The sequence below is a fragment of the Chromobacterium alkanivorans genome (genome assembly GCF_016937655.1).
Lineage (GTDB): Bacteria > Pseudomonadota > Gammaproteobacteria > Burkholderiales > Chromobacteriaceae > Chromobacterium > Chromobacterium alkanivorans.
In genome coordinates this window covers 24,204-50,625 of the sequence record NZ_JAFHKL010000022.1, presented here as the reverse complement: position 1 = coordinate 50,625, position 26,422 = coordinate 24,204, and the positions used below count along the sequence as shown (strand labels likewise).

Genomic DNA, 26,422 nt, shown 5'->3' with positions numbered 1-26,422 from the left:
GTGGTTGTAGCCCTCGACGCCGGCGGGGACCATCTCCGTGGCCGGGTTGGTGCCCATGGCCTGGGCCGGCAGCCAGGGCAGCAGGACGAGCAGCAGGGCCAGGCGCGGCGGGGTAAGCCGCCAGCAGACGGCGGGGAAGCTTGGCATTTCCAATTCCTTAGGGTTTCAAGTGGTGGCGGTGATTTCCGGCAAATGGCGGCGTATCCAGTCCACGCGTTCTACGTTGCTCCAGTGACTTTCAACATCGGCCTGCCGGTTGAGCCGGGCCAGTTCGTCGAGGAGTCGTTCCTGGGATTGCTTGGCGCGTTCAGGCTCTAGACTTAGCAGTTGACCCAGACTGGCATGGGCTTCCACGTAGGACTCCAGTTGCATGCGCTGTGCGCTGTCCAGTGGTAGCGGCTGGCGGCTGGAGGGCAGCGGGATGGTGTGTTCCTGGGGCGCGGTCCAGCGCTCAAGTTCGCCGTCGCGATTACGCCAGAGCCATAGATCAATACGTTGGCCGAGCGCGGCGCCTTGTGCCGGCGTCAGCGTATTGACCACGATGCGCAGCAGGCGCGGATCGTAATAGCGCAGCAGGGTTAAGCCGCCGTCGTCCAGCTTGACGGTCAGGAAGCGGCGCAGGTGGGCGGCCAGCGCTGGTTGTGAGCTTGAGCTGAACAGCACGATCCATTGTGGCTGTTGCCACAGCAGGTTGAGAGTGCTTTCCAGCCAGTCGCAATGTTCGCTCTGGTTCAGCCATACCCGTGCCAGCAACGGAGAGTCCTGACCCAGATCGCTCAAGGAGGTGTCGTCGAACAGGCGCAGGCATTCCAGCGGGGGCTGGATCATGGCGATGCGTTGTTGCCAGTTGCCGCTATCGGCGACTGGGTCCAGCAGCAGATCGAGGAAGGGGGCCGCATGTTGCTGGGTGATGGCGCGGAAGGGCGTAGCTTGAGGCGCGGGCGTTTGGGATGAGCTCATCTTGGTCTCCGGGGTTAGTTGGGGGCGGATAAGGGAACCAAGGGGTTGGCGGCGGCCTGCGCGTTGCGCAGGCACTCTTTGCACACCGAGTTTGGCAGTTGCGGCAAGGGCAGGGTCTGGCCGCCGGGCGGGGCCATGTCGTAGATGCCGCGTAGCTTGAGGTCGCCGGGGCTGTGGATGTCGATCTTGCCGTCTTGCAGGCGGATGAAGGCGCCGCCGCTGGCCAGGGTGATGCCGCGCTTGGCGTTGAGCAGCAGTTGGCCGTTGACGGTTTGCAGTGTCATGTTCTTTTCGCTGCTCAGCTCCAGCGCGTCGCCGTGGGCTTCCAGTTGCAGCTTGCCCTGGCCCGCCACCAGCCGCATGCCTTGGCTTTGCGCCAGCAGGGCGATGGCCTTGACCGCCACCGCGTGCAGCGATTCGCCGCTGCCCAGGTTGATGTCGTCGCCGGCTTGCAGGTGGATGGCCTGGCCGGCGCTGGCGAGCAGCGAGGCCGGGGTGGCGTGGGCGATGCCGGCCGGGGCGTGCGCCAGCAACGCGGATCCGGCCAGTTGCTTGCTGTGGTCGAGCAGGGTTTGCAGGGTGTCCAGCATCGGCTTGGGGTTGCGGTGTTCGCCGGCCAGGCGCAGCAGTTCCCGCGCCTGGTTCATTGCGGCGTCCAGCTGATCCAGCGCCGCCTGCATGTCCAGCTGCTTGCCGCCAGCCTTGGGCTGGGCGTCGGTGGACAGGAACAGCCCTTTGGCCGAGCGAATGGCGCCCCAGCCGTCGGTCCTGAGTTCGAAGCCCTGGCCGCGCGGCGCGCGCTGGCCGTTGACCAGGTGGCCGAGGTTGAGTTGGCTCTTGTCGAACTCGGTGGCCAGCTTGATGTGTTCCTCGCCCTTGCGGTCTTCCAGCCGCAGCTTGTTGTTGGCCCAGGTGCGGATCAGGTTGCGGCTGTCCCAGTAAGCGCCGGGGTTGCTGTCGGTGAGTTCGGAGTTGTGCAGGCAGCCGCTGATATAGGGCCGGTCCACATCGCCCAGCACAAAGCTGACCAGCACCTCGGTGCCTTGGTGCAGCGGGAAGTGCTGGCCGTATTCCGGGCCGGCGTAGGGCCGGGCCAGACGCAAGGGGCGGCTGTCGCCGCCGGGCGACCATTCGTCCAGGTCGAAGGGCATGCGCACGCAGTAGCGGCCTTGCAGGTCTATCGCGCCGTAATGGGTTTTTTCCGGGGCGACCACGCGGGCCGGCAGCGCGCCGGCGATGTTTGGCACCGGGGTGAATAATTCCTGGCGATAGGGCCGGTCGGCGGGCGTGGCGCTGAAGGCGTTGCGGTAGGCGTCGCGGCGGCCGCCCTGGTGCTGGACCGAGACCAGCAGCCAGCCGTCCGGGGCCGGAGCCAGCGCCGGGCCGTCGTGCTTGAAGATCTGGCCGGGGGCGAAGGCTTGCAGGCAGTTGCCGTCGCCGGCGGCGACCCACTGGCGGCAGTGTTCGCGCTGCTGGGCGATCCGCACCGCGCGCAGCCCTTGCGCCGGGTCTTTGTAGTGTTCGCCCCACAGGTAATCGACGCCGCGCGCGCCGGGGGTGTTGTCGGCCGGGCCGCCCTGGCTGAGCAGGCGGGTGTCGGCGCTGCGGTAGTTGTAGTCGTTGCGCTGGATTTGCGCGCGGATGGGCTGGGCGGCCAGTTCGAAGCGGCTCAGGGTTTCCTCGTTGTCGGCCATGCCGGCCTGGGGCCGGAGCTTGAGCTTGACGCCGCCCTGGGGTGGTTGGGCGGGGTCGCGGCCGGTGCGGACGTAGACGTCGACATCGTCGCCGAAGACGATGGTTTCCCAGGCGGCGCTGTCCGCTTCGGTGACCAGGTAGTAGTAGAGGCCGGCTTTTTCGGCGAGGCGGTGAATGAAGTCGAGATCGGACTCCTGGTACTGGGTCACGTATTCCAGCTTGGGATAGGCCTCGCCGCCCTGGCTGAAGGCCGGGCGCAGCTTCCAGCTGATTTCGTGGCCGCGATAGTCGTGGCGGCGCAGCACGGCTTCAATGATCTCCGGCACGGATTGGTGCTGGAAGATGCGGGAGTAGCGGCCTTCGCCCAGGCGGGCGAGCCGGGATTCGATGCGCAGCTCGTACAGCGCTTCGTCGCGGCTGGCGCTGAGGCGGCGAGCGTGGCTGACCACGCCGCGCCAGCGGCGCAATAGCTGCGGCGGGGTGTCGGGGAAAATGGCGAGGTCCGGGTGGGGGCCGTGGATGGAGAACAGCGCGTAGCGGTCCAGCAGGGAGACGAGGTCGATGTCCTGGCGGGCGGAAGTGACGCGGATGTCGGCGGCGAAGGGCCGGCCCAGGGTTTCGTTCAGGGTGAAGGATTGGACCGACAGCTGCTCTGCCGGCAGTTCGGCGATCTTCAGATGGTAAAGCTGTTGCGGCGGCATGGCGGCTCTCCTTATTGGACCTGTCCTCGGACCGTGGAGACGGCCCGAGGGGACGGACGCTTAGAACCTGTTTACGATCTGCTGCGCGTCGTGAAACGCGGCGCGGCGAGTACCGCTTCGAAATGCCCACGTACCAAACGTACATTCCGCTTTCTCAGCGGTTTTCGCCTTGTCTCGCTCTTGCTCGCTAGGTCGTAAACGCGTTCTTAGTTTTTGGCCTTGGGCATTTGCGAGACCAGCGACAGGTTGATGTCCAGGCCCTCCACCTGGAAGTGCGGCACGATGAACAGCTTGACCTTGAAGAAGCCGGGGTTGTCGTCGATGTCTTCGACGATGACCTGGGCGTCGCGCAGCGGGTGCGAGGCTTGCAGTTCGTCGCTGGGGTCGGTCATTTCGGTGACCAGCAGCTTGATCCAGGTGTTGAGCTCCAGCTCCAGCAGCCGGCGGTCCTTGGTGGCGCCGATGTTTTCGCGCTGGATCAGCTTCAGGTAGTGGGCAAGCCGCGACAGCAGGAAGATGTACGGCAGCCGAGCGTTGATGCGGCTGTTGGCGCTGGCTTGCTTGGTGTCGTACAAGGCCGGCTTTTGCGCGGAGTTGGCGGAGAAGAAGCAGGCGTAGTCGCGGTTTTTGTAGAAGGACAGCGGGACGAAGCCCAGGTTGGCGAATTCGAATTCGCGGGTTTCCGGGATCAGCACTTCGGTGGGGATTTTCACCTGGTTGCCTATGCCCAGGTCGTACAGGTGGATGGGCAGGTCTTCCACCAGGCCGCCGGCCTGCGGGCCGCGCACTTGCACGCACCAGCCGTTGCGGATGAAGCTGCGCACCATATTGGCGGCAAAGGCGAAGCCGGCGTTGGCCCACAGGTAGCGCTGGTGATCCGGACCCTTGACGTTTTCGGCGTAGTTGAAGCTGCGCACAGGCACGGTGTCGGGCCCGTAAGGCAGACGGGCCAGGAAGCGCGGCAGGGCCAGGCCGATGTAGCGGGCGTCGTCGCTGTTGCGGAAGCTGCGCCATTTGATGTATTCCGCGCGGTCGAAGTAGTTGGCCACGTCCTGGATGGCGGCGACTTCGTCCATGCTGTCCTTGCCGAAGAAGGCCGGCCCCACGGCGCCGATGAAGGGCATGTGGGCGGCGGCGGATACCTTGGCGATGTCGCGCAGCAGCGCGATGTCCTGCGCGCCGCGGTCGAATTCGTAGTTGGAGATGATGGCGCCTATCGGTTCGCCGCCGGGGGTGTCGTATTCCTGGATGTAGGTGTGCTGGTACAGCCCGCTCTGAATCACTTCCGGCGCGTCGTCAAAGTCGTTGCGCAGGTCTTCCTTGCTGACGTCCAGCACCTGGATCTTGACGTTCTTGCGGAAGTCGGTGCGGTCCACCAGAAAGCGCAGTCCGCGCCAGGCGGATTCAATCTGCTGGAAGGATGGGTTGTGCATCACCGCGTCCAGCTGACGGCTGATCTGCGCGTCGATGCGGGCGATGTGGAAGTCCAGCAGGCTTTTGTCCAGCCGGTCCACCTTTTGCGAGGACTCCTGAATCATTTTCAGGAACACGTTGACCGCCACCGCGATGCGTTCGTCCAGCGGCGCGTCGGACATCACTTCCGCGGTCTGATAGGCCTCGATGGGCTGGGTGCTGGCCACCGGGGCCAGGTTGATCTTGGCGCATAGCGATTCGTAAACGCTGGCCGGAGATTCCAGCACAACGGTGCCGTCGGACTGCTGTTGCGTTTTTGTAGACATGGAAGGGCTCCTGGCTTAGTGGGCGGCTTGGCTGAGCGGGATGATGCGTTCCAGTTCGCTGCGCAGGTTGGCGGACAGCGAGTCGTCGCGCAGGATTTTTTCCAGCTCGCGGCGGAAGGAGGCGTTGTCCAGCAGGTTGGCCTTGAGGTCGCGCAGCAGGTTGCGCATCGCCAGCAGCGCGCGCAGCTCCGGAATCCGCGCCGCCACCTGTTCCGGGTGGAAGTCCTTCATGGCCTTGAAGTCCAGATCCACCGCCATTTCGGAGCCGTCGCCGGCCAGCGTGTTTTCCACCACCAGCTTGGCCCTGGGGTTGAGTTCGGCGAGCACCGCGTCGAAGTTGTTCTTGTCGATCGACACCTTTTCCCGTTCCGCCAACGGCCGCTGTTCCTGGCCATGGCTGTAGTCCCCCGCCACCAGCAGTTTCAGTGGGAGCTCCACTTTCTTCTGCGCCCCGCCGGTGTGCAGGTCCAGCTTGATGTTGACCCGCGCGGCGGGCACTTCGTTTTGAAAGCTTTCAGCCATGGTGTTTTCCTCGCTTGCGATCAAGGTTGAAGCTGTCCATTCATCCTGTTGGGTAAATGAACGTGGTTGTCTTGTTTGCCGCGCTGGGCGCGGATTTAAGGTTTTTTTGAGTTTGTTTGTGGTTTGTTTTTTCTCCTTATTTAGGTAGGTGCGTTTGTTGTGGTTTTGTTTGTGTTTTTTTTGGTTTTTGATACTTGTTTGTTTTTGCTGGATTGTTTTTCAATGGTAACCAGGTTGTGTGCTTTGGCGCAATATTGTTTTTAAGTTGACATGATGTGATGTTTGATGTCTAGAATGCTTGAAATTTTCTATGTTGATTGTTGTGTTATTTCAATGGCATTCATTGTTTAATCAAATATATTTTTGGTAATTTAATAAATTTAATTTAAATGATTTTGTGTTTTTTATTTGTTTTTACGTGAACAGATCGAGTTGGTTTTATTTTTGTGGAGACGTTGTGTGTTGTTGATTTGTATTACGCATAGCAAATATTCGTGTAAGGATTTATTCGGAGGTTATCTGCATGAGATTTTTCCGTCCGATGTGGCTGGAGGGCGCCTTGCTGTCCCCTCAGCATTTTCAGCAGCAGTCCTTGTGGTTTTCCCACCTGGCCGCCTCGTTTGGACGTTTGGCCCAGCCATATTTTTGGGGGTGCTGGGAGTTGGCGTGGGATGAAGCCGCTTTAGCCCTGGGCAAGCTGAAGCTGGAAAGGCTGCGTCTGATCCTGCCGGATGGCGTCGTGGTCGATTGCGCGGAGGCGGACCGCCTGCCGCCGGCGCGGGATTTGGCAGCGCCGGCCGAGGCGCAGAGCGTGCAGGTGTTTCTGGGGCTGCCCATGTGGGAAGCAGGGGGCGGCAACGGAGAATTCGATGGCGAAACGCCGGCGCGGCCCAGGCGGCAGCGCTGCGAATACCTGGAGGTGGAGGACTTGTACGACGGCCCGCCGGCGGAGCTGGCGGTAGAGCGAGGCAATTTGCGTGTGCTGCTGGAGTTTGAGGAGCGGGCGGATTATGTCTGCTGCCCCTTGTTGCGTTTGAGCCGCAACGGTCAGGGCCAATGGGAGCGGGATGCTTCGTTCTGGCCGCCGGCGCTGCGTCTGGACACGGCGCCGGGCTTGATGGATTTGCTTGGGCGGATTGAGGAGACGCTGTTGGCGCGCAGCCGGCAGCTGTCGGAGCGCCGGCGCGAGCGCGGACATGGTTTGGTGGATTTTTCAGTGTCGGACGCCGGCTTGTTCTGGTTCTTGCATTGCGTGAACAGCGCTTGGCCGGTGCTGGCGCATCTAAGGCAGACGCCGGCCTGCCACCCGGAGGCGCTGCATCGGGCTTTGGCTCAGCTGTGCGGCATGCTGTCCACGTTTTCGTTACAGCAGGATCTGGCGGACATCCCCGCTTATCGGCATGAGGACGCCAGGCCCGGTTTCCTGTTGTTGGAGGACAGGATCAGGGGCTGCCTGGACACGGTGATTCCTTCGCAGGTGGTGTCGGTGCCTTTGGTGAAAGGGGAGGCGTCGATGTGGCATGGCCAGTTGGTGGATTCGAGGCTGGGCGAGCAGGGCGGTTTTTATCTGTCGGTGAGGGCGGAGATGCCGCCGGCGCAGTTGCTGGAGCGCTTTCCGGCTGTGTGCAAGATAGGGGCACCGGAGGATGTGGAGACCGTGGTCAGCACCGCGTCCGGCGGGGTGCCGCTGAGCGTGCCGGCGCGTTTGCCCGCCGCTCTGTCGCTGCGGATGGAAAACTTGTATTTCGCCCTGGATGCCGGCCACCCGGCTTTTCTGCGCATGCTGGCGGCGCAGGCGTGTTCTTGCTATGTGCCCGCGTCTTTGCCGGGCGTGGTGCTTGAACTCTTCGTGGTGTTGAAATCATGAGCAAGCAATTTTCGCCGGAGGCTTTGGCCCGCAGTTTCCGGGACACTGCGCTGACGGTGTCGATGTTGGCCGACAAGGACGCGCCCGAGCACGTGGAGGATTGGCGTGAGCACGCAGCCGGACTGGTGAGCGCGACGCGCGAGGATTTACGCCAGGGCGGCGCCGGCGAGGCCTTGATAGAGCGGGCCAGTTACGCGCAATGCGCGTTGCTGGATGAGGCGGCGCTGCGCCGTCTGGAAGGGGCGAAGCGGGCGGCGTGGGCGCGGGAGCCTTTGCAGGTCCGTTTTTTCAATAGTTATCAGGCCGGCGAGGTTTTGCTGGGGCGGATGCGCGCGCATTTGGCGCAGCCTGCGGCGGAACCGGTGTTGGGCTGGTGCTATGCGGCGACTCTGGCCTTGGGGTTCCGCGGAGGAGAAGACGAAGCGGCCTGCCAGGCGCTGTTGGGGCAACTCAGCGCGGGCCTGCCGGCTCCTCCCTCGTTGCCGTCCGGCGAGTTCGACGGCGGGGTCGCCATGCTGCGCAGCGGCGTTTCCAGGCGTTTTCGGCGCTTGGCTTTGCCGCTGGCTGTCGCTGTGGCGGGCCTGGCTGCGGCGCTGCTGGCGCATGCGGCGTTGAGCGGGTGGTTGAGCGCCGCCGACGCCGCCTTGGCGTTGACCTAAAGGGGGGCGGGCGATGCGGGCTCACGCGCATTTTTTCTGCTTGTGGGGGTTGTCGCTGGCGGCGGTGGCTTGGTGGCTGACGCAAATGGCGCCGTGGGGCGGGACGGTTCGCCTGGGCGCGGTTTTGGCGGCGGCGGCGCTGTGGCTGGCCTGGGGCGCTTGGCGTTTGTGGCGTTGGCGGCGCGACGAGGCGGAGCGGGAGTTGCTGTTGCCGGGGTTGCAGGATTTGCCGCAGGGCTGGCGCCGCGGCCGCGCCGCGGTGGTGGAGCTGGAAAGCCGGCGCGGCGCCTATGTGGCGGCGGAAGACGGCGTGCTGCGGGTGATGGTGCCGACGCCGGCTTTGCTGGAGCGCGCGGTAGCCGAGCTGGCGGCTTGGCGGCAGGGTTCGCCGCCGGATGCCTTGGCCTTGCGCCTGGAGGCCGCGGCCGAATGCAGCGAGCCGGCCTGGTTGGGGCGCTTGCAGGCCTGGCGGCAGGCGATTGCCGATGTGGAGGGGCGCCTGACGTGTCGCTTGCCGGTCTATTTGTTGGTGGGGTTTCCCGCCCCGGCGCGTTGCGCCGGCATCAATGAGCTTTTAGGCGTGGTGTTGCAAGGCGCGCCGTGTTCCAGCCTGCGGCAGTGGCGCGAGCGGCTGGAGGCTTGGCGCAGCCGGATGGAGTTGCAGCCGCCGGCCTTGGGAGACGAGGATGCGCGCGCGCGTTTCGATCTGCGCTTGCGCGCCGGGGCGGTGGGCGGTTGGCTGGGGGCCCAGGTGTTGCCTGCCTTATTGCAGGGCGCGGAACCGACCCCCGCGCCCCGTTTACAGGGAATCGCTTTGCTGCCGGCGCAGGGGAGGGATGCGGCGCTGTCTCCATGGGGCCGCTGCAGGCAGGCTTTGAGCGGTTTGGCGGTGCGCTCGCTGAGCATGGGCAAGAGCGAGTGGGAAGGAGTGCCCAGAGGCTGGCTGTTCGGTCTGGAGCCGGGCGGGCGGCTGTCCGCTGCCTGGAGGCTGGCGCTGAGGCTTTGGCTTTTGGCCTGCCTGACGGCGTTGGCGACATTCGCCGCTTCGGCCTGGTCCAATCGCGAGTTGCTGGAACGCTTGTCGGCCAATGTCGCGCACTATCGCGCCTTGCCGGTAGAACGGGATGCGGAGCGTCGCCAGGCGTTGCGGACGCTGGAAAGCGACGCGCGCGAGTTGCAAAGCCACGCCGACCTTGGCGTGCCCTTGCGCTTGGGTTTCGGGTTTTATCGGGCGCAGCCGTGGCGGGAGCGCATTGCCCGGCTGATTGCCGAGTATCGCCCGCCGACGGCGGCTCCGGCCTCGGTGTCGCTGGACAGCCTGTCCTTGTTCGATAGCGGCAAGGCGGTGTTGCGCACTGGAGCGGAGGCGGCGCTGCAGCCCGCGCTGGCGGCGCTGGCGCGTTATCCGGAGCGTAATGTGCTGGTGGCGGGGCATACCGATAGCGTGGGCCAGGCGGAGTCCAACCAGCGCTTGTCGCTGGAGCGCGCCGCGGCGGTGCGCGACTGGCTGGCGCAAGCGAGCGGGCTGCCGCTGACGCGCTTCGCGATCCAGGGGTATGGCGCGACGCGGCCGGTGGCGAGCAATGACGACGCCGAGGGCCGGGCGCGCAATCGGCGAGTCGAGATTACCTTGCTGCCGGCGCCGCCAGTCAAGTGACGGGCGGCAAGGCGGCGAAGTGGCCGCAGGGCGCGGCGCGCTCGCTCCGCGGCGTTTAGCTTGGACGTGGCGGTGGGCGGGCTTGTTTAAACTTAAGTTATTAAGTTAACCCAAGGAGTGTTTGACATGGCGATACCCGCATATATGTGGCTGAAAGACGATGGCGGAGCGGACATCAAGGGCTCTGTGACGGTGCAGGGACGGGAGAGCAGCGTGGAGGTGGTGGAGTTCGACCACGCGGTGCGCATTCCCACCGACGGCAATACCGGAAAACTGACCGGCACCCGCGTGCACGAGGCGCTGACTCTGGTCAAGGAGTTCGACGCTTCGTCTCCTTACCTGTACAAGGCGGTGACCAGCGGCCAGACCCTGAAGGAGGTGGAGTTCAAGTGGTATCAGATCGACGACGCCGGCAGCGAGCAGGAGTATTTCAACATCAAGCTGGACAACGTCAAGGTCGTGTCGGTGGCGCCCAAGATGTACAACATCAAGGACCCGGACCGCGAGCGTTACAACCACCTGGAGGAGGTGGAAATGCGCTACGAGAAAATCACTTGGGCCTATAAGGACGGCAACATCATCCACTCCGACAGCTGGATTGAAAACCGTTAGTTCCGCCGCGCGCGGCGAGCGCGGCGTCTGGGCGGAGCCGGGGAGGCTGCCGGCATGACGCTCTGACGCGGCGCTTCGCGGTTGCCGGCGGAGATCCAGAGGGCGTTTAGCGATGCCGGCCATTCTGGCCGGCATGCGTTTTGTTTGGGAAAAGGCGGAAATGACTCTCGATTCTGTTCATTTGTTGCGGAGGCTGAACGAGCACTGCGCTCGGGCGCTGGAGGCAGCCGCCGGGCTTTGCCAGGCGCGCACGCATGCGGAAATCACGGTTGAGCACTGGCTGGTGAAGCTGCTGGAGCAGGGCGACGGCGACTTGGCCGCCTTGCTGCGGCACTACGAGATCGACGTGGATGACATCTGGCAAGGCTTGCTGACCGCGCTGGAGCGCCTGCCGCGGGACAGGCGCGGCAAGCCGGGCTTGTCGCGAGGGCTGCAGGAATTGCTGCAGGCTGCCTGGCTGATCGCTTCGCTGGATTTCGGCGGCCAGCAGATTCGCTCCGCTCATCTGTTCCTGGCCTTGCTGGCTGCGCCTGAACGCCTGTCCTGCCGGCAGGCCTGGCCCTTGTTCAGCTTGTCCGCCGCGCAGGTGCGCGCGCGCTGGACCTGGCTGGAACGGGTGTCGGCGGAGTCGGAGACGCTTGAGCTTGCGGAGGGGACGGAGCTTGTCCGGCCGGCGGCCGGCAAGGAGGCGCCCGCGGCTGCGGATGCCTTGCCGGAGGTGTTGAGCCGCTTCGCCGGGGATCTGACCGCCAAGGCGCGCCAGGGTTTGATCGACCCGGTGCTGGGGCGCGACAAGGAAGTGCGCCAGATGGTGGACATCCTGTTGCGCAGGCGCAAGAACAACCCGATTCTGGTGGGCGAGCCGGGGGTGGGCAAGACGGCTCTGGTCGAGGGACTGGCTTTGCGCATCGCGGCAGGAGAAGTGCCGGAAGCCTTGCGCCGAGTGCGATTGTTGGCGCTGGACCTGGGTTTGCTGCAAGCGGGCGCCGGGGTCAAGGGCGAGTTCGAGCAGCGGCTGAAGCAGGTGATCGAGGCGGCGCGCACGGCGCCGGAGCCGATCTTGCTGTTCATCGACGAGGCGCATGTGCTGGTGGGCGCCGGCAACGCCGCCGGAGGCAGCGACGCGGCCAATCTGTTGAAACCGGCGCTGGCGCGTGGAGAGTTGCGGACGATAGCCGCCACCACCTGGTCCGAGTACAAGCGGTATTTCGAGCAGGACGCGGCGTTGGAACGACGTTTCCAGATGGTGAAGGTGGAGGAGCCGGACGATGCCGCCGCCTGTCTGATGCTGCGCGGTTTGAAACCGCGCTATGCCGAGCATCACGGGGTGGCGATCCGCGACGAGGCGATCACGGCGGCGGTGAGCTTGTCGCGGCGTTATCTGGCCGGCCGGCAGTTGCCGGACAAGGCGGTGGATTTGATCGACACCGCGGCGGCTCGGGCGAGGATGAGCCTGGAGGGCGCCGCCGCGGAACTGCAGGGCGCGCAGGCGCGGGTGTTGGCGCTGGACAGCGAGAGGGAGGCCTTGCGGCTGGATGCGGGTTTGGGCGCCGGCGGCGCGCAGCTGGAGGCGCGCCTGCAGGCGATAGACGCGGAGCTGGCTGCGGCGCGGCTTGAGAACGAGGCCTTGCAGCAGCGTTACCAGCAGGAGCGGCAGGGCGCGGAGTGGTTGCGCCAGTTGTGCCGAGAGTTGGCCGGGCAGCCGGGCGGCGCGGAGCGGCTGACGCAGGCGCGGGCCGAGCTGGCGGCGTTGCAAGGGGAGTGCCGCTTGGCCGCCGCCGATGTGGACGCCGCCTTGGTGGCGGAGGTGATTGCAGACTGGACCGGCGTGCCGGTGGGCAAGCTGCTGGCCGACGACGCCGCCAATCTGCTGGGCTTGGCGCCGGCTCTGCGGGAGCGGGTGCGCGGCCAGGAGGCCGCGGTGGCGGAGATTGCCCAATCCCTGCTGGCCGCCAAGTCCGGTCTGGAGCCCAGCCGCGGGCCGCTGGGGGTGTTCTTGTTGGTTGGGCCGTCCGGCGTGGGCAAGACCGAGACCGGGCTGGCGCTGGCCGATTTATTGTTTGGCGGCGAGCAGGCGCTGCTGACCATCAACCTGTCCGAATATCAGGAGGCGCATACGGTCTCGCAGTTGAAAGGCTCTCCGCCGGGTTATGTCGGCTACGGTCAGGGCGGGGTCTTGACCGAGGCGGTGCGGCGGCGGCCGTATAGCGTGATTCTGCTGGACGAGGTGGAAAAGGCGCACCGCGATGTGCTCAATCTGTTCTACCAGGCGTTCGACCGCGGTTTCATGCGGGACGGCGAAGGACGCGAGATCGATTTCCGAAATACGCTGTTCCTGATGACGTCGAATCTGGGCAGCGAGTTGCTGCTGGAGCAGGAGGGGGAGCCGGAGCGAGAGACGTGGCTGGAGGCTTTGCGCCCCCTGCTGCTGGCCCATTTCCAGGCGCCGCTGCTGGCGCGGATGCAGGTGGTGCCGTACGGATTGTTGTCCGAGACCGCTTTGGCGGAGATCGCGCAGCTGAAGCTGGCGGCGCTGGCCGCGCATCTGAAGGCGTCGCAAGGCATTGCGCTGGAGGCGGGGGCGGAGGTCGCGCAGGGGATGGCCGGCGCCTGCGGCCGGCGCGACAACGGCGCGCGCGGCCTGGATCACCTGATCCGGCAGCAGTTGTTGCCGGAGATGGCGGCGCAGTGCTTGCAATGGCGGCTGGAGCGAGGACGCATGCCCTTGCGGATCGAGCTGGCGGCGGGAGAGGGAGGACAGCTGGAAATGTCGATGTCGTAAATGGTTTCTAAGCCTTGCCGGCACTTGGATTCGTCATTTTTCAGCGCTAGTGAATATCACCTTCCATGTTTTTTGCAGCTGGGAAAGCGGGTTGATACAATTCAATCCGCTTTTTCTATTATGAATAGAATAAAAGTCGTGCTGTAATGGAAATCGCAGCGATCCGAAAAATCACAAAGACAGGACTTGACGCATGTTCGTCGGAATCGGGTACCTCATAATTCTTGGCTCCGTGCTGGGGGGATTCGTCGCTGCGGGGGGCCATCTCGCCGCGTTGATGCAGCCGCTGGAGGTGGTGATGATCGCGGGCGCCGCGCTCGGCGCTTTCGTGGTGGCCAACGGCGGCGCGCCGCTGAAGGCGACGATGAAAGCCTTCCCCACCGTGTTCAAGGGCACGCCTTACGGCAAGGCCTTCTACATGGAGCTGTTCTCGCTGCTGTTCGAGATTCTGACCAAGGTGCGCAAGGAAGGCCTGATGTCCATCGAGGCCGATGTCGAGAATCCGGAAGCCAGTCCTGTCTTTTCCAAATACACCACCGTTTTGCACGACCACCACGTGGTGGAATTCATCTGCGATTACCTGCGCCTGATGGTGGGCGGCAACCTCAACGCTTTCGAAATCGAGAACCTGATGGACGTGGAGATCGAAACCCACCATCACGAGGGCGAGGTGCCGGTCAACGCGGTGAAGGGCCTGGCCGACGGTCTGCCGGCCTTTGGTATCGTGGCGGCGGTGATGGGGGTGGTGCACACTATGGAGTCGGTGGGCGCGCCGCCGTCCGAGCTGGGCATGCTGATCGCCCACGCGCTGGTGGGCACCTTCCTCGGTATCTTGCTGGCTTACGGCTTCGTCGGCCCGCTGGCCACCATTCTGGAGCACAAGCTGGGCGACGGCACCCGGGTGTACCAGACCATCAAGGTCACCATTCTGGCCAGCCTCAACGGCTACGCGCCGCAAGTGGCGGTGGAGTTCGGCCGCAAAGTCTTGGCTTCGCATGATCGTCCGTCCTTCAAGGAACTGGAAGATCACGTGAAACAGGCGAAGAAATAAGCGGGGGGAGCGATCATGGCTGACGAATCGCAACGGCCCATTATCGTCAAACGCATCAAGAAGGGCGGCCACGGCCACCACGGCGGCGCCTGGAAGATCGCCTACGCCGACTTCGTGACCGCGATGATGGCCTTCTTCCTGCTGATGTGGCTGTTGGGCTCGGCCTCGCAGGGCACGCTCAACGGCATCGCCGAATACTTCAAGACGCCGCTGAAGGTGGCGCTGTCCGGCGGCGCCGGCGCCGGCGACGCCACTTCGGTGATCAAGGGCGGCGGCAATGACCTGACCAAGCAGACCGGCCAGGTCAACAAGTCCGGCTCGCCGCAGGACGAGATCATGCGCAAGCAGCAGGAAAAGGCGGCGATGGAGCAGTTGCAGAACAAGATCCAGAGCACGGTGGATCACAGCGAGCTGCTCAAGGAGTACAAGAATCAGCTCAAGCTGGAGATCACCCCGGACGGATTGAAAATCCAGATCGTGGACGAGCAGAACCGCTCGATGTTCGACTCCGGCAGTTCGCGCATGCTGCCGCATACCCGCGTGCTGTTGCAGCAGCTGGCGAAAGAGCTGAACATGATGCCCAACAAGATCAGCATCTCCGGCCATACCGACGCCAAGCCGTTCGGCAGCGGCCAGGGCGGCTACAGCAACTGGGAACTGTCCGCGGACCGCGCCAACGCGGCGCGGCGCGAGCTGGTGGCCGGCGGCCTGCAGGACAACAAGGTGCTGCGCGTGGTGGGCCTGTCCTCGGCCAATCCGCTGGTCAAGACCAATGTGTTCAGCCCGGAAAACCGGCGCATCGCCATCGTGGTGCTGAACAAGGAGGCGGAGAGCAATATCCTCAACGACGGCTACAAGCCGCAGATGAATCAGGACGTGATCGGCGGGCCCGCGGAGAGCGGGGCGGAGCCGGCCGCCGAGCCGGCGGAAGCGCCGGCCAAGTAATGCCGATGCGAGCGTTGTCTTGTTGAGCCGCTTGCGACACCTGGGCCTGCAGCTGCTGGCGGCGCTGGCGGCGATGTATTTCGTCGCGCCCGCGGTCCAGCTTCTGGGCTGGGCGATCTTGCAGGGCCTGTGCGCGGCGGCCTTGGCCATTTTCATGCGCCTGCCGGGCTGGCAGCGTTTGCTGCACGGGCTGTTCGTGCCGGCGCTGGCCTTGATGCAGCAGGCGGCCCTGCCGTCCTGGGTGTATTTGCTGGGGCTGGCGCTGACGGTCGCGCTGGGCCGCAACGCCGTGCTGGAGCGCGTGCCCTTGTATCGTTCCTCCGCCCAGGCGGCGGAGCGGCTGGCCGAGCGCTTGCCGGGCCGGTCCGCCTTGCTGGAGGCCGGTTGCGGCGACGGCAGGCTGGCGGTGTGGCTGTGCCGGTTGCGGCCGGATCTCAGGGTGAGGGCGCTGGAAAGCGCCTGGGGCAGCTGGTTGTTGGCGCGCGCGCGCTGGTGGCTGGCGCGGCGGCCGCGGCGGCTGGAGTTCGCCTGCCGCAGTTTTTGGAGGGAGCCGTGGGGAGAGTACGATGCGGTGTACGTGTTTCTGTCCCCGGAGCCTATGGCGCGCGTCTGGCGCAAGTTCCTGGCCGAAGGCCGTCCCGGCAGCCTGCTGGTCAGCAACACCTTCGCCGTCCCCGATGTCGAACCCGATGAACGCATCCCGCTGGGAGGCGCTTTGCAAACCGAACTTCTGATCTGGCGCCACCCACATGGAGCTTGCTAACTGGATCAAGTCCATCGCCGAACGGCGTTGGCCGATTCTGCCCAATACGCTGGGCGAGCTGAAGGACATCTGCGCTCGCCACAGCGATCTGATCAATTTCACCGACCTCGCCAATCTCTGTCTGTCCGATCCCTTCCTGCTGCTGGACCTGGTCCGGGTGGTGGGCGGTTCGCGCGCCTTGCAGCGCAATGAGAGCATTCCCTCGGTGGAGCAGACGCTGCTGCTGATGGGGCTGGAGGCGGTGACCAATCGTTTTGGCCGCGTCGCCGCGCTGGAAGCGGTGCCGGACAAGCTGGACGAGGAGGTGCTGGAGGCGGTGGAGGACTGGCTGGGCCGCTCCCGGGTGGCGGCCTTGCTGATCAAGGAGTGGCTGTCCCTGCAGGGCGATCACAAGGTGGAGGACTGCTTCGTGGCCGCCTTGCTGTACAATCTGCCCGCCTGCCTGTTCATGATGCAGCGCAATCAGCTGCCGGACCGCCCGCTGCTGCAGGAAATGTCCAACGCCTTCGATTGCGATTACGCCCAGGTGCTGGAGCAATTCATCAAGCTGATGCCCTTGCCGACCGGGCTGAACGCCCTGCTGGGGCCGGGCAGCCCGACCAAGCGCCGCCAGTTGCTGCGCCTGGCGATGGCCACCGCCAACTCTCTGGAGCAAGGCACTTGGCGCAGCACCTGGCTGGTGGGCGTGGAGGCCGCGGCCAAGCTGATAGGTTGCGCGCCGCATCTGGCGCATCAGGCGGTGGTGCACGCGGCGGTGTCGGTGGCGCGCCATCCCAGGGCGGTGGGCTATATGTATCCGGTGCGCAGCCTGTTGATGCTGGAAGGCGAGTACAAGCGCCCGAGTTTGCAGAAAACCGCCGCCTTGAGCGACGCCGAGCAGATGGAGAAGGCGATACGCGAATCCATCCGCCATCTGGCCAACGATCTCAAGTTCGAGCGGGTGCTGTATTACCGCTACGATCAGGACGCGCACGCGCTGAAGCTGCGTTATCAGCTGGGCCTGGGCGACAGCCACCCGCTGCGCAAGCTGCCCCTGGGGCTGGAGCCGGGGTCGTTCTTCGCGGTGTTGACCAGCAAGCCGCAAAGCTTCCACGCGCCGGCCTCGGTGCGCCAGCAGCTGGAGCGGCGCTACGAGGATCTGTTTTTCGAGCATGTCGGGGACAATGAATTCGCCCTGATCACCCTGTTTGTCGGACATACGCTGTCCGGCGTGTTCTATGTCGACAACGGCCATAGCGGCCAGGCGATCGACGAGGACAGTTATCACCGATTCAAGGATTTAGTGGCGCGCCTGACCCTGCTGCCGCAATAGGACACATGTCGTACATCAGCAAAACCATCACCTCCGCCCATAACGACGAAATCAAGCAATTGGCGCGCCTGGCGCAGAGCCCGCGCGAACGCCGCAAGCAACAGGCGATGTTGCTGGAGGGCATTCATCTGACCGAGTCCTGCCTGGACGCCGGCATCGTGCCCGAGAGGGTGTATCTGAACGAAGCGGCGGAATCGCATCCCGAGGTGAGGGCTTTGCTGCGGCGTTTGAGCGCGCCGACGGTCGTGATCGCGGTGCCGGAAGCCGTGCTGGCCAAGGCCACCGCGCTGGCCAGCGCCGGGGAGCTGCTGGCCTTGTGCCCGCGGCCGCAGCCGCGACCCAGCCCGGCGGGCGCGTCGAGGGTGATGCTGGAGGATATCCAGGATCCGGGCAATCTGGGCACCATTCTGCGTTGCGCGGCGGCGGCGGGGGTCTACGATGTGATGCTGTCCAAGGGCTGCGTCGACGTGTATTCGCCCAAGGTGCTGCGCGCCGGCATGGGCGCGCACTTCGCGCTCAACATCCACGAGCAGGTCGATCTGTGCGCCGAGCTGGCGCGTTACGACGGCCGCAAGCTGGTCACGCATCTGGAAGGCTCCACCTCGCTGTACGCGCAGGACTTGCGCGGCCCGGTGGCCTTCGTGTTCGGCAACGAAGGCGCAGGCGTCAGCGCGGAGGCGCTGGCGCTGGCCGATGCGCGGGTGAGGATTCCGATGCCGGGTCACGCCGAATCGCTGAACGTGGCGATGGCGGCGACCGTGTGTTTGTTCGAGCGGGTGCGGCAGCTGGAGACGGCGGCCGGCTGAGCCGCCGCGCCCGCCGCCCAAAACGGAGAAGGACGAATGGAGCGCTTTGCGCTGGCGGAACGCATTCTGCCGAGTTATCAGTATGTCGAGACTCACGCCCGGATCTTGCCGGCGGCGTCGGGCTCGGTATTGGACGCGGTGCAGCGCGTCGCGCCGGCGGACGACCGCTGGGCGCGGCGCTTCATGGCCTTGCGCGAGCTGCCCGGCCGTTTGAGCGGCGCCTTGCCCGAAAACCGTCCGCCGTTCGGCATGCACAGCTTCACGCCGCTGGCGCGCGACGGCGAGAGCGAGATGGTCCTGGGCCTGGCTGGCGCGTTCTGGCGCGCGGATTTCGGTTTGCGCGAAATCGGCGGCCTCGAGGATTTCATCGCTTTGAATGAGCCGGGCGTGGCCCGCTTATTGCTGAGCTTCCATTGCGAAGCCGTCGCCGGGGGCGTCCGCCTGTCTACCCAGACCCGAGTGCACTGTCCCGACGCGGCCACCCGTTTGCGTTTCGCGCCGTATTGGTATCTGATCCGGCCGGTCAGCGGCCTGATCCGCCGGCGCATGCTGCGCCAGGTGGAGCGGGAGTTGTTGCGCGGCGCGGCAATGGCTTGAGTCTTCGCGCATGAATATTGAGTAGCGGTTGGTTTTTATTTTGGAGAATCTGTTTTATCATGCGTCGGTGATATTTAAACGGCAAATTGAAAGACAGGAAACCAGAACAAATGAATGAAGCCGCGCTCGATACCTCCTCAACCCGCTTTGGCGGCGTTTCTGCCTTGCTACGGCAACAATGGGCCACGATAGGTCTGTTGCTGGCCAATCTGATCGTTTACGTCTGGATGGGGGCCTCTGGCGTCTCCTGGACCGAGCCCGACCCCGAACAATTGGTGAGCTGGGGCGCCAACCTGGCGCCGTTCACTCTGGGCGGCGACAGCTGGCGTTTGTTCAGCAGCATGTTCGTGCACGGCGGCGCCATGCATTTGCTGCTCAATATGTATATGTTGCTGCTGATCGGCCCCCTGGCGCAAAAGCGCTTCGGCGGCGTCGGCTTCCTGGCGATCTATCTCGCCACCGGCCTGGTTGCGGGCCTGGTCAGCGCCTGGTGGTACGGCACGCATCCGGTGACCAATCTGTTTATGCAGAGCAGCATCCGGCTGGTGGCCAGCGTGGGCGCGTCCGGCGCCTTGATGGGGCTGGCCGGGGCGCTGTGCGTGGCCGGCCTCAGCGACGCCGACATGGGCGGTTCGCAGGGCAAGGCCCTGGCGCAAGTGGTGCTGTTGAACCTGGGCATGGGCTTCATGGTGTCCGGCGTGGACCAGGCTTGCCATGTCGGCGGCCTGCTGGCCGGTCTGCCGCTGGGCGCGCTGGGCTGGTCGGAGCGCTTGAAGCGGCGTCCGCTGCAGCGTTCCCTGCTGTTCGTCGCGCTGGCGGGCGCGGCGGTCCTGGGCGCGCATCAGGCGAGCCAGACGCTGGGTTCCGAAGACTTGAGCGAGCTGGCGGCGCAACTGCGTCAACAGCAGGTCGCGACGCCCGCCCAGCCTTGACGCGGCGGCCCGCTAGTCCAGCGGGATGTAGACCTCGCCGCGCATCAGCGGCCTGGCGGTGCGGGTCATCACCACTTCGCTGATGATCCAGCCGTATTCGTCCGAGTGGCCCAGCACCGCTTCCACGGTCTGCTTGCCGCTGGCGTGGCTGAAGGTCAGCGGCATGCCGCGCACCGGCGCGCCGGCCACTTGTTGCGGCAGCGTGCCTTCGGTGGCGCAGGCGCAGGCCAGCGCGATGGCGCCGGTGCCGGTGAAGGCGTGGTGCAGCGAGCGGCCCGAGGTCAGGATGCGGGCGTTGATCTGGCAATCCTCGTCCCGGCTTTCCGACAGCAGGCTGATCCGCGGCGTGCCCGGGCGTTCGCGCCGGGCGGCGAAGATGTCGGGCGCCAGGCCCATGACCACGGCGGCGATTTCCCGCGCCCATTCCAGCCTATGGCGCGCGGCCTCCGGCAGGGCCGCCATTTCCTCGTCGCCCTTGAGACCGAAATCCCGGGCGCGCACAAACACCGTGGGGTTGCCGGCGTCAACCAGCGTGGCTTCCACCCGGCTGCCGTCCGGCAGCGCCAGCTCGTCCACCAGCTTGCCGGTGGGGTAGAGCTCGCCGGAGCTGCCGCCGGCCGGGTCCAGGAAGCGCAGCCGGATCGGCGCGCCGGGGAAGGCGACGCCGTCGATGCGGTAGTCGCCCTGCCAGACCGGCTGGCCGTGCATGATCTCCAGTTCGGCGACGATGCGCTTGCCGACGTTGGCCTGCCAGATGCCGATGGCGGCCACGCCGTCGCGCGGCTCCACCAGTTTTTCCATCACCGCGAACAGCGGCACCGCGGCGCTGAGGTTGCCGCAGTTGCCGGACCAGTCTATCAGCGCGTCTTCTATCGACACATGGCCGAACAGGCAATCGACGTCGCAGTCCTCGCGCCGCGACGGGCTGAGTATCATCACCTTGCTGGTGCTGGCCCGGCCGGTGCCCAGGCCGTCTATCTGCTTGCCGTAAGGGTCCGGGCTGCCGATGGCGCGCAGCAGCATGCGCTCCCAGGCGGAGGTGTCCTCCGGCAGCGCGTCGGCGCGGATGAACAGACCCTTGCTGGTGCCGCCGCGCATCAGCGTGGACGGCAGGCGATGGATCGAGGCCATGTCAGTGCGTCTCCAGTTGCTCCTTGCGGACGGCGATGGCGCGGGTCCGGGCGCGGTCTATCGCTTCCGGCAGGGTGCGCTTGTCTTCCCACTGGCTGGCGATGCCGCCGGCGTCCACCGCCAGCGCCGCGTCCAGCAGCGCGGACAGGTAGTCCGCCTGCGGATAGGGCCGGTCGTGGAAGCCCAGGCGCCCGCGCGCGTCCGCGCGGCAGGCGTCCAGCATCAGCAAGAAGCGCTCCGGCCGCCGCAAGGCGTCGGTTTGCTTGAACAATCGCAATATTGTGCTCGGCTTCAATTCGAAAGCACAGTGTACTTTGGTATGGCTCAACAGCGTGATGCGCGCCAGGTCGCGGCAATCGGCCGGCACGCGCAGCCGCTGGCACAGCGCCAGCAGCGGCGCCTCGCCGGCGGCTTCGTGGCCGATGTGGCGCGGCAGCACCTCCGCCGGCGTCAGCGCCTTGCCCAGGTCGTGGGTCAGCGCGGCGAAGCGCGCCGCCAGCGGCAGGCCTTGCTCGGCGGCGCAGTCCAGCACCCGCATCACGTGGTCGCCGGTGTCGATTTCCGGATGATGATCGGCGCGCTGCGGCACGCCGAACAGCGCGTCCAGCTCCGGCAGCACGCGGGCGAGGGCGCCGCAGGCGCGCAGCGCCAGGAACATGCGCGACGGCCGCTCTTCCATCAGGCCCTTGGCCAATTCCTGCCACACCCGCTCCGCCACCAGCGCGTCGGCTTCGCCGGCTTCCACCATCTGCCGCATCAGCGCCATGGTGTCGTCGGCCACGGCGAAGCCGAAACGGGCGGCGAAGCGCGCCAGCCGCAGAATGCGCACCGGATCTTCGGCGAAGGCGGGGCTGACGTGGCGCAGAACGCCGGCCTCGAGGTCGCGCTGGCCGTGGTAGGGATCGATCAGGCTGCCGTCAGCCGCCTCGGCGATGGCGTTGATGGTCAGGTCGCGCCGCGCCAGATCCTGTTCCAGCGTCACGTCCGGCGCCGCGTAGACGGCGAAGCCGTGGTAGCCCTTGCCGGTTTTGCGCTCGGTGCGCGCCAGCGCGTATTCCTCGTGGGTGTCCGGGTGCAGGAACACCGGAAAATCCTTGCCCACCGGCTTGTAACCCAGCGCCAGCATGTCTTGCGGGCTGGCGCCCACCACCACCCAGTCGCGGTCTTTCACCGGCTGCTTCAGCAGGCGGTCGCGCACGGCGCCGCCGACGATATAGCATTGCATCTATCCGTTTCCCGTTCAGCGCGCAATCTGGCGGCGGTAGGCGGACATCTGCAGATTGAATTCGTCGCTGCCCAGCAAGCCCGGCGCCAAGGCCTCCAGCGCCGTGGGGCTGAAGCCCAGCAGCGCGGCGGGGAAGGGCCGCTCGCTGACATTGTCCACGCTCAGCGAGCGCACATTGTCGCGGCTGATCAGCGCCGGGCCGGGCAGGCATTCCATCAGCGCGGCCTGCAGCATGGCCAGGCCTTGCGGCAACGCGATCACCGGCCGCGGTTTGCCTATGCTGCGGCCCACCAGGCTCACCAGCTCGGCCAGGGTGTAGACGCCTGGGCCGGCCAGGTCCAGGCTTTGGCCGATGGCGGCGCGGCGCGCCAGGCTGGCCTCCACCGCGCGGGCCACGTCGTCGGCCCAGATCGGCGCGAAGCGCGTTTGCGCGCCGGCCAGCGGCAGCAGCGGGGCCTTGCGCAGCAGGCTGGCGAACATATTGAGGAAGCTGTCGCCGTGGCCGAACACCACCGACGGCCGCAGTATGGTCCATTCCAGGCCGCTCTCGCGCACGCGCGCCTCGGCGCGGCCCTTGCTCTGCTGGTACAGGCTGGGGCCGTTCTCGTCTGCGCCCAGCGCGCTGATGTGGATCAGCCGGCGCACGCCCCGGCTTTGGCAGGCCGCGATCACTTTTTCGCTCAATTGCACGTGGGCCTTGTCGAACTGCGCGGCGCTGCCGTGCAGGATGCCCACCATATTGACCACCGCGTCGTGGCCGGAAATCAATTGTTCCAGCGCTGCCGGGCTGTGGATGTCCGTTTCCACCAGCTGCGCGCCGGGCAGCACCAGCAGCGAGGCCTTGGCGCGTTCGCGTCGGCGGGTGGCTATGGTCAGCTGGCAGCCTTGTTCGGTCAGCCGTTCCGCGATGTAGCTGCCGATGAAGCCGCTGCCGCCGATGACGCAGATGCGTTGATAAGTCATGAGTGCGGTCCCTTTCTTATGGTGCTTGTGGGAGGGGGCTTGGTCCGCCGCCGGGAGGACCAAGCAGAGGTTCAACGCGCCGGCACCACGCCCATCCGGTTCTTCAAGGAGATGTTGGCGTGGCCGAAGGTGCTGGAGTAATAAGCGGCGTTGGCCATCACTTTCTGCACGTAGTCGCGGGTTTCGGTGAAGGGAATGGTTTCGGCGTAGATGGTGCCGTCCAGCGTGCGGTCCGCCTGCCAGGCGCGCGCGCGGCCCGGGCCGGCGTTGTAGGCGGCGGTGGCCATCACTTCGTTGCTGGACAGGCTGTCCAGCACATAGCGCAGATACCAGGTGCCCAGCTGCACATTGGTTTCGATGTCGTTGACGGCGAACTGGCCCAGGCCGATTTTCTTGGCCACCCATTTTGCGGTGGCCGGCATCAGCTGCATCAGGCCGGAGGCGCCGACGCCGGAGCGCGCCATGGTGATGAAGCGGCTTTCCTGGCGGATCAGGCCGTAGACCCAGGCGTCGTCGATGTCCAGCTGCTTGGCGTAGCGCTGGGTGACGTCGCGGTAGGGCGTCAGATAGCGCAGCGAGTAATCGTGCTCTTCCTTGGTGCGCTCGGCGCTGTAAATGGCCATGTCGTAGAAGCTGGCGCGGCGGCCCACTTCGGCGGCGGCCAGCAGTTCGATGTCGCTGCGGTTGCGCATCGCCCAGCGCCACTCGCGCTGCGCGTCGGCGCGGAACTCGGGCTTGACGTGGCGTTCGGCCAGTTCCAGCAGCGCCAGCGCGCGCTTGATCGCCGGTTCCTCGCTCATCTGCTTGATGTCGTCTTTGCCGGGGCCGCTCTTGCTGGCCGGGGTGGACAGGCTGTTGCCCAGTTCTTCCAGCGACAGCAGCGCGTAGTAGTTGTGGCCGACGCTGGCCTGGCTGAACAGCGGCGCGGCCTCGTTCTGGCGGCCCAGCTGTTGCAGCGAGCGGCCGCGCCAGTAACGCCAGGCCGGTTTGGCGCCGACGCTGGCCGGCATGGAGCGGATGATTTTCTCCAGCTGCGTCCATTGCTCCAGGCGCAGCGCCGAGCGCGCCCACCATTCCCATTGTTCGGCGGTCAGTTGGTCGGCGTCGGCCTTGTCGAACCATTGCAGCGCCTGCGCCGCCTGCTGCTTGCGCGCGGACAGCAGCGCCAGCTGGCCCCAGGCGAAGCCGGCGCGTTCCTTGCTCAAGCTGGTTTCGTGTTCAAGGAGTTTGCCCAGGCCGTTGCTGATATTGGCCTTGCCCTTGATCACGATGTCGTAGACCGCGGCTTCCTGGCCGCCGGGGGTGGACAGGTCGGCGCTGGCCGGCTTGCTGAGCGCGGCGTTGTCCAGCGGCAGGCCGGTGTTGGACGCCAGCTGGCGCGCCTGGCTCAGATAGTTGCCGGCGAGCAGCAGGCGGGCGCGCTGCCACAGCCAGTCGCGCTTCACGACGCCGCGGCGCGCGGCTTCGGCGATCAGGCGGTTGCAGCCTTCCGGCAGCGGCCGGCTCTCCAGGAAGCGGTCCAGATCGGCGGGCGCCTTGCCCTGGTTCAGATCGTTGAGCTGGCCGTAGCAGCTGGATTCTTCGTCGCGGCCTTCCGGCGGCAGCTTTTTCCATTCCGCGGCGAAGCGGCTCCAGCTTTCGCGCGCCGCCAGTTTTTTCAGCCATTCGTTGCGGACGCGCTCCGGCATCAGGCCTTCGTCCACGCGCGCCAGAAAGTTTTGGGCCGGGCCGTCGTCGTCGCCGTCCAGCGCCTTGAGCGCCAGCCAGTAGGCCGGGTAGTCCTTCAGCGGGTAGTTGGACGGCATGCCGTTCGCCAGGCTGGCCAGTTGCCCCAGCTTGTTGCCGCGGAAGGCGTCGCGGGCGGCGATCAGTTCGTCGTCGGCGCCGGCGAAGGCGGGCAGGGCGGCCGTCAGCGCCAGGCTGAGGGCGAGCATGCGGCTGGGGGCGGTGAATGTCATAGGGTTCATGATCCGGTTTCGTCTTTTATTGTCCGGCGCTGGGCGCCGCTTTGGTTCAGACCCGCGCGCGGCGGGTAAATTCTTCGCGTCCTATTTGCGCCAGAAGGCCGGCGTGAACAGGATCAGCAGGGTAAACACTTCCAGCCGGCCCAATAGCATGGCCAGGCTGCAAATCCATATCTGGAAGTCGGACAGCGACGCGTAGTTCGACGCCGGTCCGACCACGCCGAGTCCGGGCCCGGCGTTGTTGATCGAGGCGATCACCGCGGTGAAGGCGCTGAGAAAGTCCAGGCCGCTGGCGATCAGCGCGAAGCTTAATATTACTATGCACATGCAGTAGACAAATATGAAGCCCATTACCGACAGCATGACGCTTTCCGGCACCACTTTGCCGCCGATTTTCACCGGCCGCACCGCCGCCGGGTGCAGCAGCCGCGTCATCTCGTTGACGCTCTGCTTGCTCAGCATCAGGGTGCGCACCATCTTGATGCCGCCGCCGGTGGAGCCGGAGCAGGCGGTGATGCTGGACAGGAACAGCATCCACAATGGCACGAAGATGGGCCAGCGCGCGTAGTCCACGCTGGCGAAGCCGCTGTCGGTGGCGATGGAGATCAGGTTGAAGCTGACGTGGCGCAGCGCGGTGGGGAAGTCGTAGACATGGTGGGCCCACAGATAGGCGCTCATCGCCAGGATGCTGCCCAGCAGCAGCCACAGCATGGCCTTGGCTTCCGGGTCGCGCAGGTAGGCGCGCAGCGAGCGCTGGCGCAGCGCCAGGAAGTGGGTGGCGAAGTTCATCGCGCCTATGATCATGCCGAAGCTCAGGATCAGCTCCACCGGCAGCGAGTCGAAGGCGCCCACGCTGCTGTCGCGGGTGGAAAAGCCGCCCAGCGACAGCGCGGCGAAGGCGTGACACACCGCGTCCAGCCAGCTCAGGCCGGCGGCTTTCAGCGCCAGCGCCACCGCCAGCGTCCAGCCGCTGTAGACCAGCCACAGGTTCTTGGCGGTTTCGGTGATGCGCGGCGCCAGCTTGCTGTCCTTCATCGGCCCCGGCGTTTCCGCCTTGTACAGCTGCATGCCGCCGATGCCGAGGATGGGCAGTATCGCCACCGCCAGCACGATGATGCCCATGCCGCCCATCCAGTTGAGGAAGTGGCGCCAGAAGTTGAGCGAGGCCGGCAGCGCGTCCAGGCCGCTGATCACGGTGGAGCCGGTGGTGGTCAGGCCGGACATCGCCTCGAAGAAGGCGTGGCTGAACGGCATCTCCGGCCGCGCCAGCATGAAGGGGAAGGAGGCGGTGATGGCGAAGCCCACCCACAGCGTGGTCACCAGGATGAAGCCGTCGCGCGGTTTCAGCTCCCGCTGGTAGCGGCGGGTGGCGGACCACAGCGCGAGGCCCATGGCCAGGCCGGCCACGGCGGCGGTGACGAAGGTGTCCAGCGCGCCGTCGCGGTAGAGGATGGACACCAGGGCCGGCGCGAGAAAGGTGCAGGAGAACAGCATGATCAGCTTGGACAGCACGTAGAGGATGGCGAGGATTTTGCGCAT

General features: G+C 65.7%; 21 protein-coding genes. 12 read left to right on the top strand and 9 right to left on the bottom strand.

Annotated features, from left to right (window positions below; translation table 11 throughout):
- Nucleotides 1-165: 165 nt before the first annotated feature.
- From JW897_RS23595 to tssB, 4 genes are all read right to left on the bottom strand, one after another.
- The gene (locus tag JW897_RS23595) at nucleotides 166-960 is read right to left on the bottom strand and encodes a DUF4123 domain-containing protein (protein WP_205467861.1); all 795 of its coding nucleotides are present in this window, start codon (nucleotides 958-960) and stop codon (nucleotides 166-168) included.
- Between the two features lie 14 nt (nucleotides 961-974).
- A complete protein-coding gene (locus JW897_RS23590; RefSeq protein ID WP_205467860.1) occupies nucleotides 975-3,356 on the bottom strand; it encodes a type VI secretion system Vgr family protein in 2,382 nt (793 codons plus the stop codon).
- Between the two features lie 206 nt (nucleotides 3,357-3,562).
- A complete protein-coding gene (tssC, locus tag JW897_RS23585; protein WP_205467859.1) occupies nucleotides 3,563-5,095 on the bottom strand; it encodes a type VI secretion system contractile sheath large subunit in 1,533 nt (510 codons plus the stop codon).
- A 15-nt stretch (nucleotides 5,096-5,110) separates the two neighbouring features.
- Nucleotides 5,111-5,617: a type VI secretion system contractile sheath small subunit gene (gene tssB, locus JW897_RS23580; protein WP_048416010.1), complete on the bottom strand. Its 507-nt coding sequence runs from the start codon at nucleotides 5,615-5,617 to the stop codon at nucleotides 5,111-5,113.
- Between the two features lie 523 nt (nucleotides 5,618-6,140).
- Here tssB and tssK point away from each other — a divergent pair.
- The 12 genes from tssK to JW897_RS23520 all read left to right on the top strand — a co-directional run bounded on the left by tssK (nucleotide 6,141) and on the right by JW897_RS23520 (nucleotide 19,600).
- Nucleotides 6,141-7,484, top strand: coding sequence for a type VI secretion system baseplate subunit TssK (gene tssK / locus JW897_RS23575; protein ID WP_205467858.1), 1,344 nt, complete (start codon nucleotides 6,141-6,143; stop codon nucleotides 7,482-7,484).
- On the top strand, nucleotides 7,481-8,143 hold the full coding sequence (locus JW897_RS23570; RefSeq protein ID WP_205467857.1) for a DotU/TssL family secretion system protein: 663 nt from the start codon (nucleotides 7,481-7,483) through the stop codon (nucleotides 8,141-8,143). Before tssK ends, JW897_RS23570 begins: the two co-directional genes overlap by 4 nt.
- A 13-nt stretch (nucleotides 8,144-8,156) precedes the next feature.
- Nucleotides 8,157-9,800 (top strand): OmpA family protein, encoded by a 1,644-nt coding sequence (locus JW897_RS23565; RefSeq protein ID WP_205467856.1) that lies wholly within the window; start codon nucleotides 8,157-8,159, stop codon nucleotides 9,798-9,800.
- 126 nt (nucleotides 9,801-9,926) lie between these two features.
- Nucleotides 9,927-10,412 carry an Hcp family type VI secretion system effector gene (locus JW897_RS23560; protein WP_048416012.1) on the top strand — a complete coding sequence of 162 codons (486 nt, stop codon included), beginning with the start codon at nucleotides 9,927-9,929 and terminating at the stop codon, nucleotides 10,410-10,412.
- Nucleotides 10,413-10,572: 160 nt separating this feature from the next.
- Nucleotides 10,573-13,194: a type VI secretion system ATPase TssH gene (tssH, locus tag JW897_RS23555; RefSeq protein WP_205467855.1), complete on the top strand. Its 2,622-nt coding sequence runs from the start codon at nucleotides 10,573-10,575 to the stop codon at nucleotides 13,192-13,194.
- Nucleotides 13,195-13,387: 193 nt separating this feature from the next.
- Nucleotides 13,388-14,245 (top strand): flagellar motor stator protein MotA, encoded by an 858-nt coding sequence (gene motA, locus JW897_RS23550; RefSeq protein WP_039755446.1) that lies wholly within the window; start codon nucleotides 13,388-13,390, stop codon nucleotides 14,243-14,245.
- 15 nt (nucleotides 14,246-14,260) lie between these two features.
- Entirely contained in the window at nucleotides 14,261-15,190 is a 930-nt protein-coding gene (motB, locus tag JW897_RS23545) for a flagellar motor protein MotB (RefSeq protein ID WP_048416013.1), read from the top strand.
- A gap of 22 nt (nucleotides 15,191-15,212) precedes the next feature.
- Complete coding sequence (locus JW897_RS23540) at nucleotides 15,213-15,953, top strand: class I SAM-dependent methyltransferase (RefSeq protein ID WP_205467854.1); 741 nt, start codon at nucleotides 15,213-15,215, stop codon at nucleotides 15,951-15,953.
- A complete protein-coding gene (locus JW897_RS23535; protein WP_205467853.1) occupies nucleotides 15,940-17,265 on the top strand; it encodes an HDOD domain-containing protein in 1,326 nt (441 codons plus the stop codon). The genes JW897_RS23540 and JW897_RS23535 overlap by 14 nt, the downstream gene beginning before the upstream one ends.
- Before the next feature lie 5 nt (nucleotides 17,266-17,270).
- Nucleotides 17,271-18,071, top strand: a complete 801-nt coding sequence (locus JW897_RS23530) for a TrmH family RNA methyltransferase (RefSeq protein WP_205467852.1) — start codon at nucleotides 17,271-17,273, stop codon at nucleotides 18,069-18,071.
- Nucleotides 18,072-18,107: 36 nt separating this feature from the next.
- On the top strand, nucleotides 18,108-18,668 hold the full coding sequence (locus JW897_RS23525) for a DUF2867 domain-containing protein (RefSeq protein ID WP_048416016.1): 561 nt from the start codon (nucleotides 18,108-18,110) through the stop codon (nucleotides 18,666-18,668).
- A 110-nt stretch (nucleotides 18,669-18,778) separates the two neighbouring features.
- The gene (locus JW897_RS23520) at nucleotides 18,779-19,600 is read left to right on the top strand and encodes a rhomboid family intramembrane serine protease (protein ID WP_053077542.1); all 822 of its coding nucleotides are present in this window, start codon (nucleotides 18,779-18,781) and stop codon (nucleotides 19,598-19,600) included.
- A 12-nt stretch (nucleotides 19,601-19,612) separates the two neighbouring features.
- Here the strand turns inward: JW897_RS23520 and JW897_RS23515 are convergent, their stop codons facing one another.
- From JW897_RS23515 to JW897_RS23495, 5 genes are all read right to left on the bottom strand, one after another.
- Nucleotides 19,613-20,731: a 2-methylaconitate cis-trans isomerase PrpF family protein gene (locus tag JW897_RS23515; protein ID WP_048416017.1), complete on the bottom strand. Its 1,119-nt coding sequence runs from the start codon at nucleotides 20,729-20,731 to the stop codon at nucleotides 19,613-19,615.
- Between the two features lies 1 nt (nucleotide 20,732).
- Nucleotides 20,733-21,956, bottom strand: coding sequence for a multifunctional CCA addition/repair protein (locus tag JW897_RS23510; RefSeq protein ID WP_048416018.1), 1,224 nt, complete (start codon nucleotides 21,954-21,956; stop codon nucleotides 20,733-20,735).
- Nucleotides 21,957-21,971: 15 nt separating this feature from the next.
- Complete coding sequence (locus tag JW897_RS23505) at nucleotides 21,972-22,919, bottom strand: complex I NDUFA9 subunit family protein (RefSeq protein ID WP_205467851.1); 948 nt, start codon at nucleotides 22,917-22,919, stop codon at nucleotides 21,972-21,974.
- Between the two features lie 71 nt (nucleotides 22,920-22,990).
- Complete coding sequence (locus JW897_RS23500; RefSeq protein WP_240352356.1) at nucleotides 22,991-24,886, bottom strand: lytic transglycosylase domain-containing protein; 1,896 nt, start codon at nucleotides 24,884-24,886, stop codon at nucleotides 22,991-22,993.
- A gap of 81 nt (nucleotides 24,887-24,967) precedes the next feature.
- The gene (locus JW897_RS23495) at nucleotides 24,968-26,422 is read right to left on the bottom strand and encodes a TrkH family potassium uptake protein (protein ID WP_205467850.1); all 1,455 of its coding nucleotides are present in this window, start codon (nucleotides 26,420-26,422) and stop codon (nucleotides 24,968-24,970) included.

Excerpts from the sequence above, each read along its gene's own strand:
- JW897_RS23595 (WP_205467861.1), bottom strand. The coding sequence starts at position 960 with ATGAGCTCATCCCAAACGCCCGCGCCTCAAGCTACGCCCTTCCGCGCC.
- JW897_RS23590 (WP_205467860.1), bottom strand. The coding sequence starts at position 3,356 with ATGCCGCCGCAACAGCTTTACCATCTGAAGATCGCCGAACTGCCGGCA.
- tssC (WP_205467859.1), bottom strand. The coding sequence starts at position 5,095 with ATGTCTACAAAAACGCAACAGCAGTCCGACGGCACCGTTGTGCTGGAA.
- tssB (WP_048416010.1), bottom strand. The coding sequence starts at position 5,617 with ATGGCTGAAAGCTTTCAAAACGAAGTGCCCGCCGCGCGGGTCAACATC.
- tssK (WP_205467858.1), top strand. The coding sequence starts at position 6,141 with ATGAGATTTTTCCGTCCGATGTGGCTGGAGGGCGCCTTGCTGTCCCCT.
- JW897_RS23570 (WP_205467857.1), top strand. The coding sequence starts at position 7,481 with ATGAGCAAGCAATTTTCGCCGGAGGCTTTGGCCCGCAGTTTCCGGGAC.
- JW897_RS23565 (WP_205467856.1), top strand. The coding sequence starts at position 8,157 with ATGCGGGCTCACGCGCATTTTTTCTGCTTGTGGGGGTTGTCGCTGGCG.
- JW897_RS23560 (WP_048416012.1), top strand. The coding sequence starts at position 9,927 with ATGGCGATACCCGCATATATGTGGCTGAAAGACGATGGCGGAGCGGAC.
- tssH (WP_205467855.1), top strand. The coding sequence starts at position 10,573 with ATGACTCTCGATTCTGTTCATTTGTTGCGGAGGCTGAACGAGCACTGC.
- motA (WP_039755446.1), top strand. The coding sequence starts at position 13,388 with ATGTTCGTCGGAATCGGGTACCTCATAATTCTTGGCTCCGTGCTGGGG.
- motB (WP_048416013.1), top strand. The coding sequence starts at position 14,261 with ATGGCTGACGAATCGCAACGGCCCATTATCGTCAAACGCATCAAGAAG.
- JW897_RS23535 (WP_205467853.1), top strand. The coding sequence starts at position 15,940 with ATGGAGCTTGCTAACTGGATCAAGTCCATCGCCGAACGGCGTTGGCCG.
- JW897_RS23530 (WP_205467852.1), top strand. The coding sequence starts at position 17,271 with ATGTCGTACATCAGCAAAACCATCACCTCCGCCCATAACGACGAAATC.
- JW897_RS23525 (WP_048416016.1), top strand. The coding sequence starts at position 18,108 with ATGGAGCGCTTTGCGCTGGCGGAACGCATTCTGCCGAGTTATCAGTAT.
- JW897_RS23520 (WP_053077542.1), top strand. The coding sequence starts at position 18,779 with ATGAATGAAGCCGCGCTCGATACCTCCTCAACCCGCTTTGGCGGCGTT.
- JW897_RS23515 (WP_048416017.1), bottom strand. The coding sequence starts at position 20,731 with ATGGCCTCGATCCATCGCCTGCCGTCCACGCTGATGCGCGGCGGCACC.
- JW897_RS23510 (WP_048416018.1), bottom strand. The coding sequence starts at position 21,956 with ATGCAATGCTATATCGTCGGCGGCGCCGTGCGCGACCGCCTGCTGAAG.
- JW897_RS23505 (WP_205467851.1), bottom strand. The coding sequence starts at position 22,919 with ATGACTTATCAACGCATCTGCGTCATCGGCGGCAGCGGCTTCATCGGC.
- JW897_RS23500 (WP_240352356.1), bottom strand. The coding sequence starts at position 24,886 with ATGAACCCTATGACATTCACCGCCCCCAGCCGCATGCTCGCCCTCAGC.
- JW897_RS23495 (WP_205467850.1), bottom strand. The coding sequence starts at position 26,422 with ATGCGCAAAATCCTCGCCATCCTCTACGTGCTGTCCAAGCTGATCATG.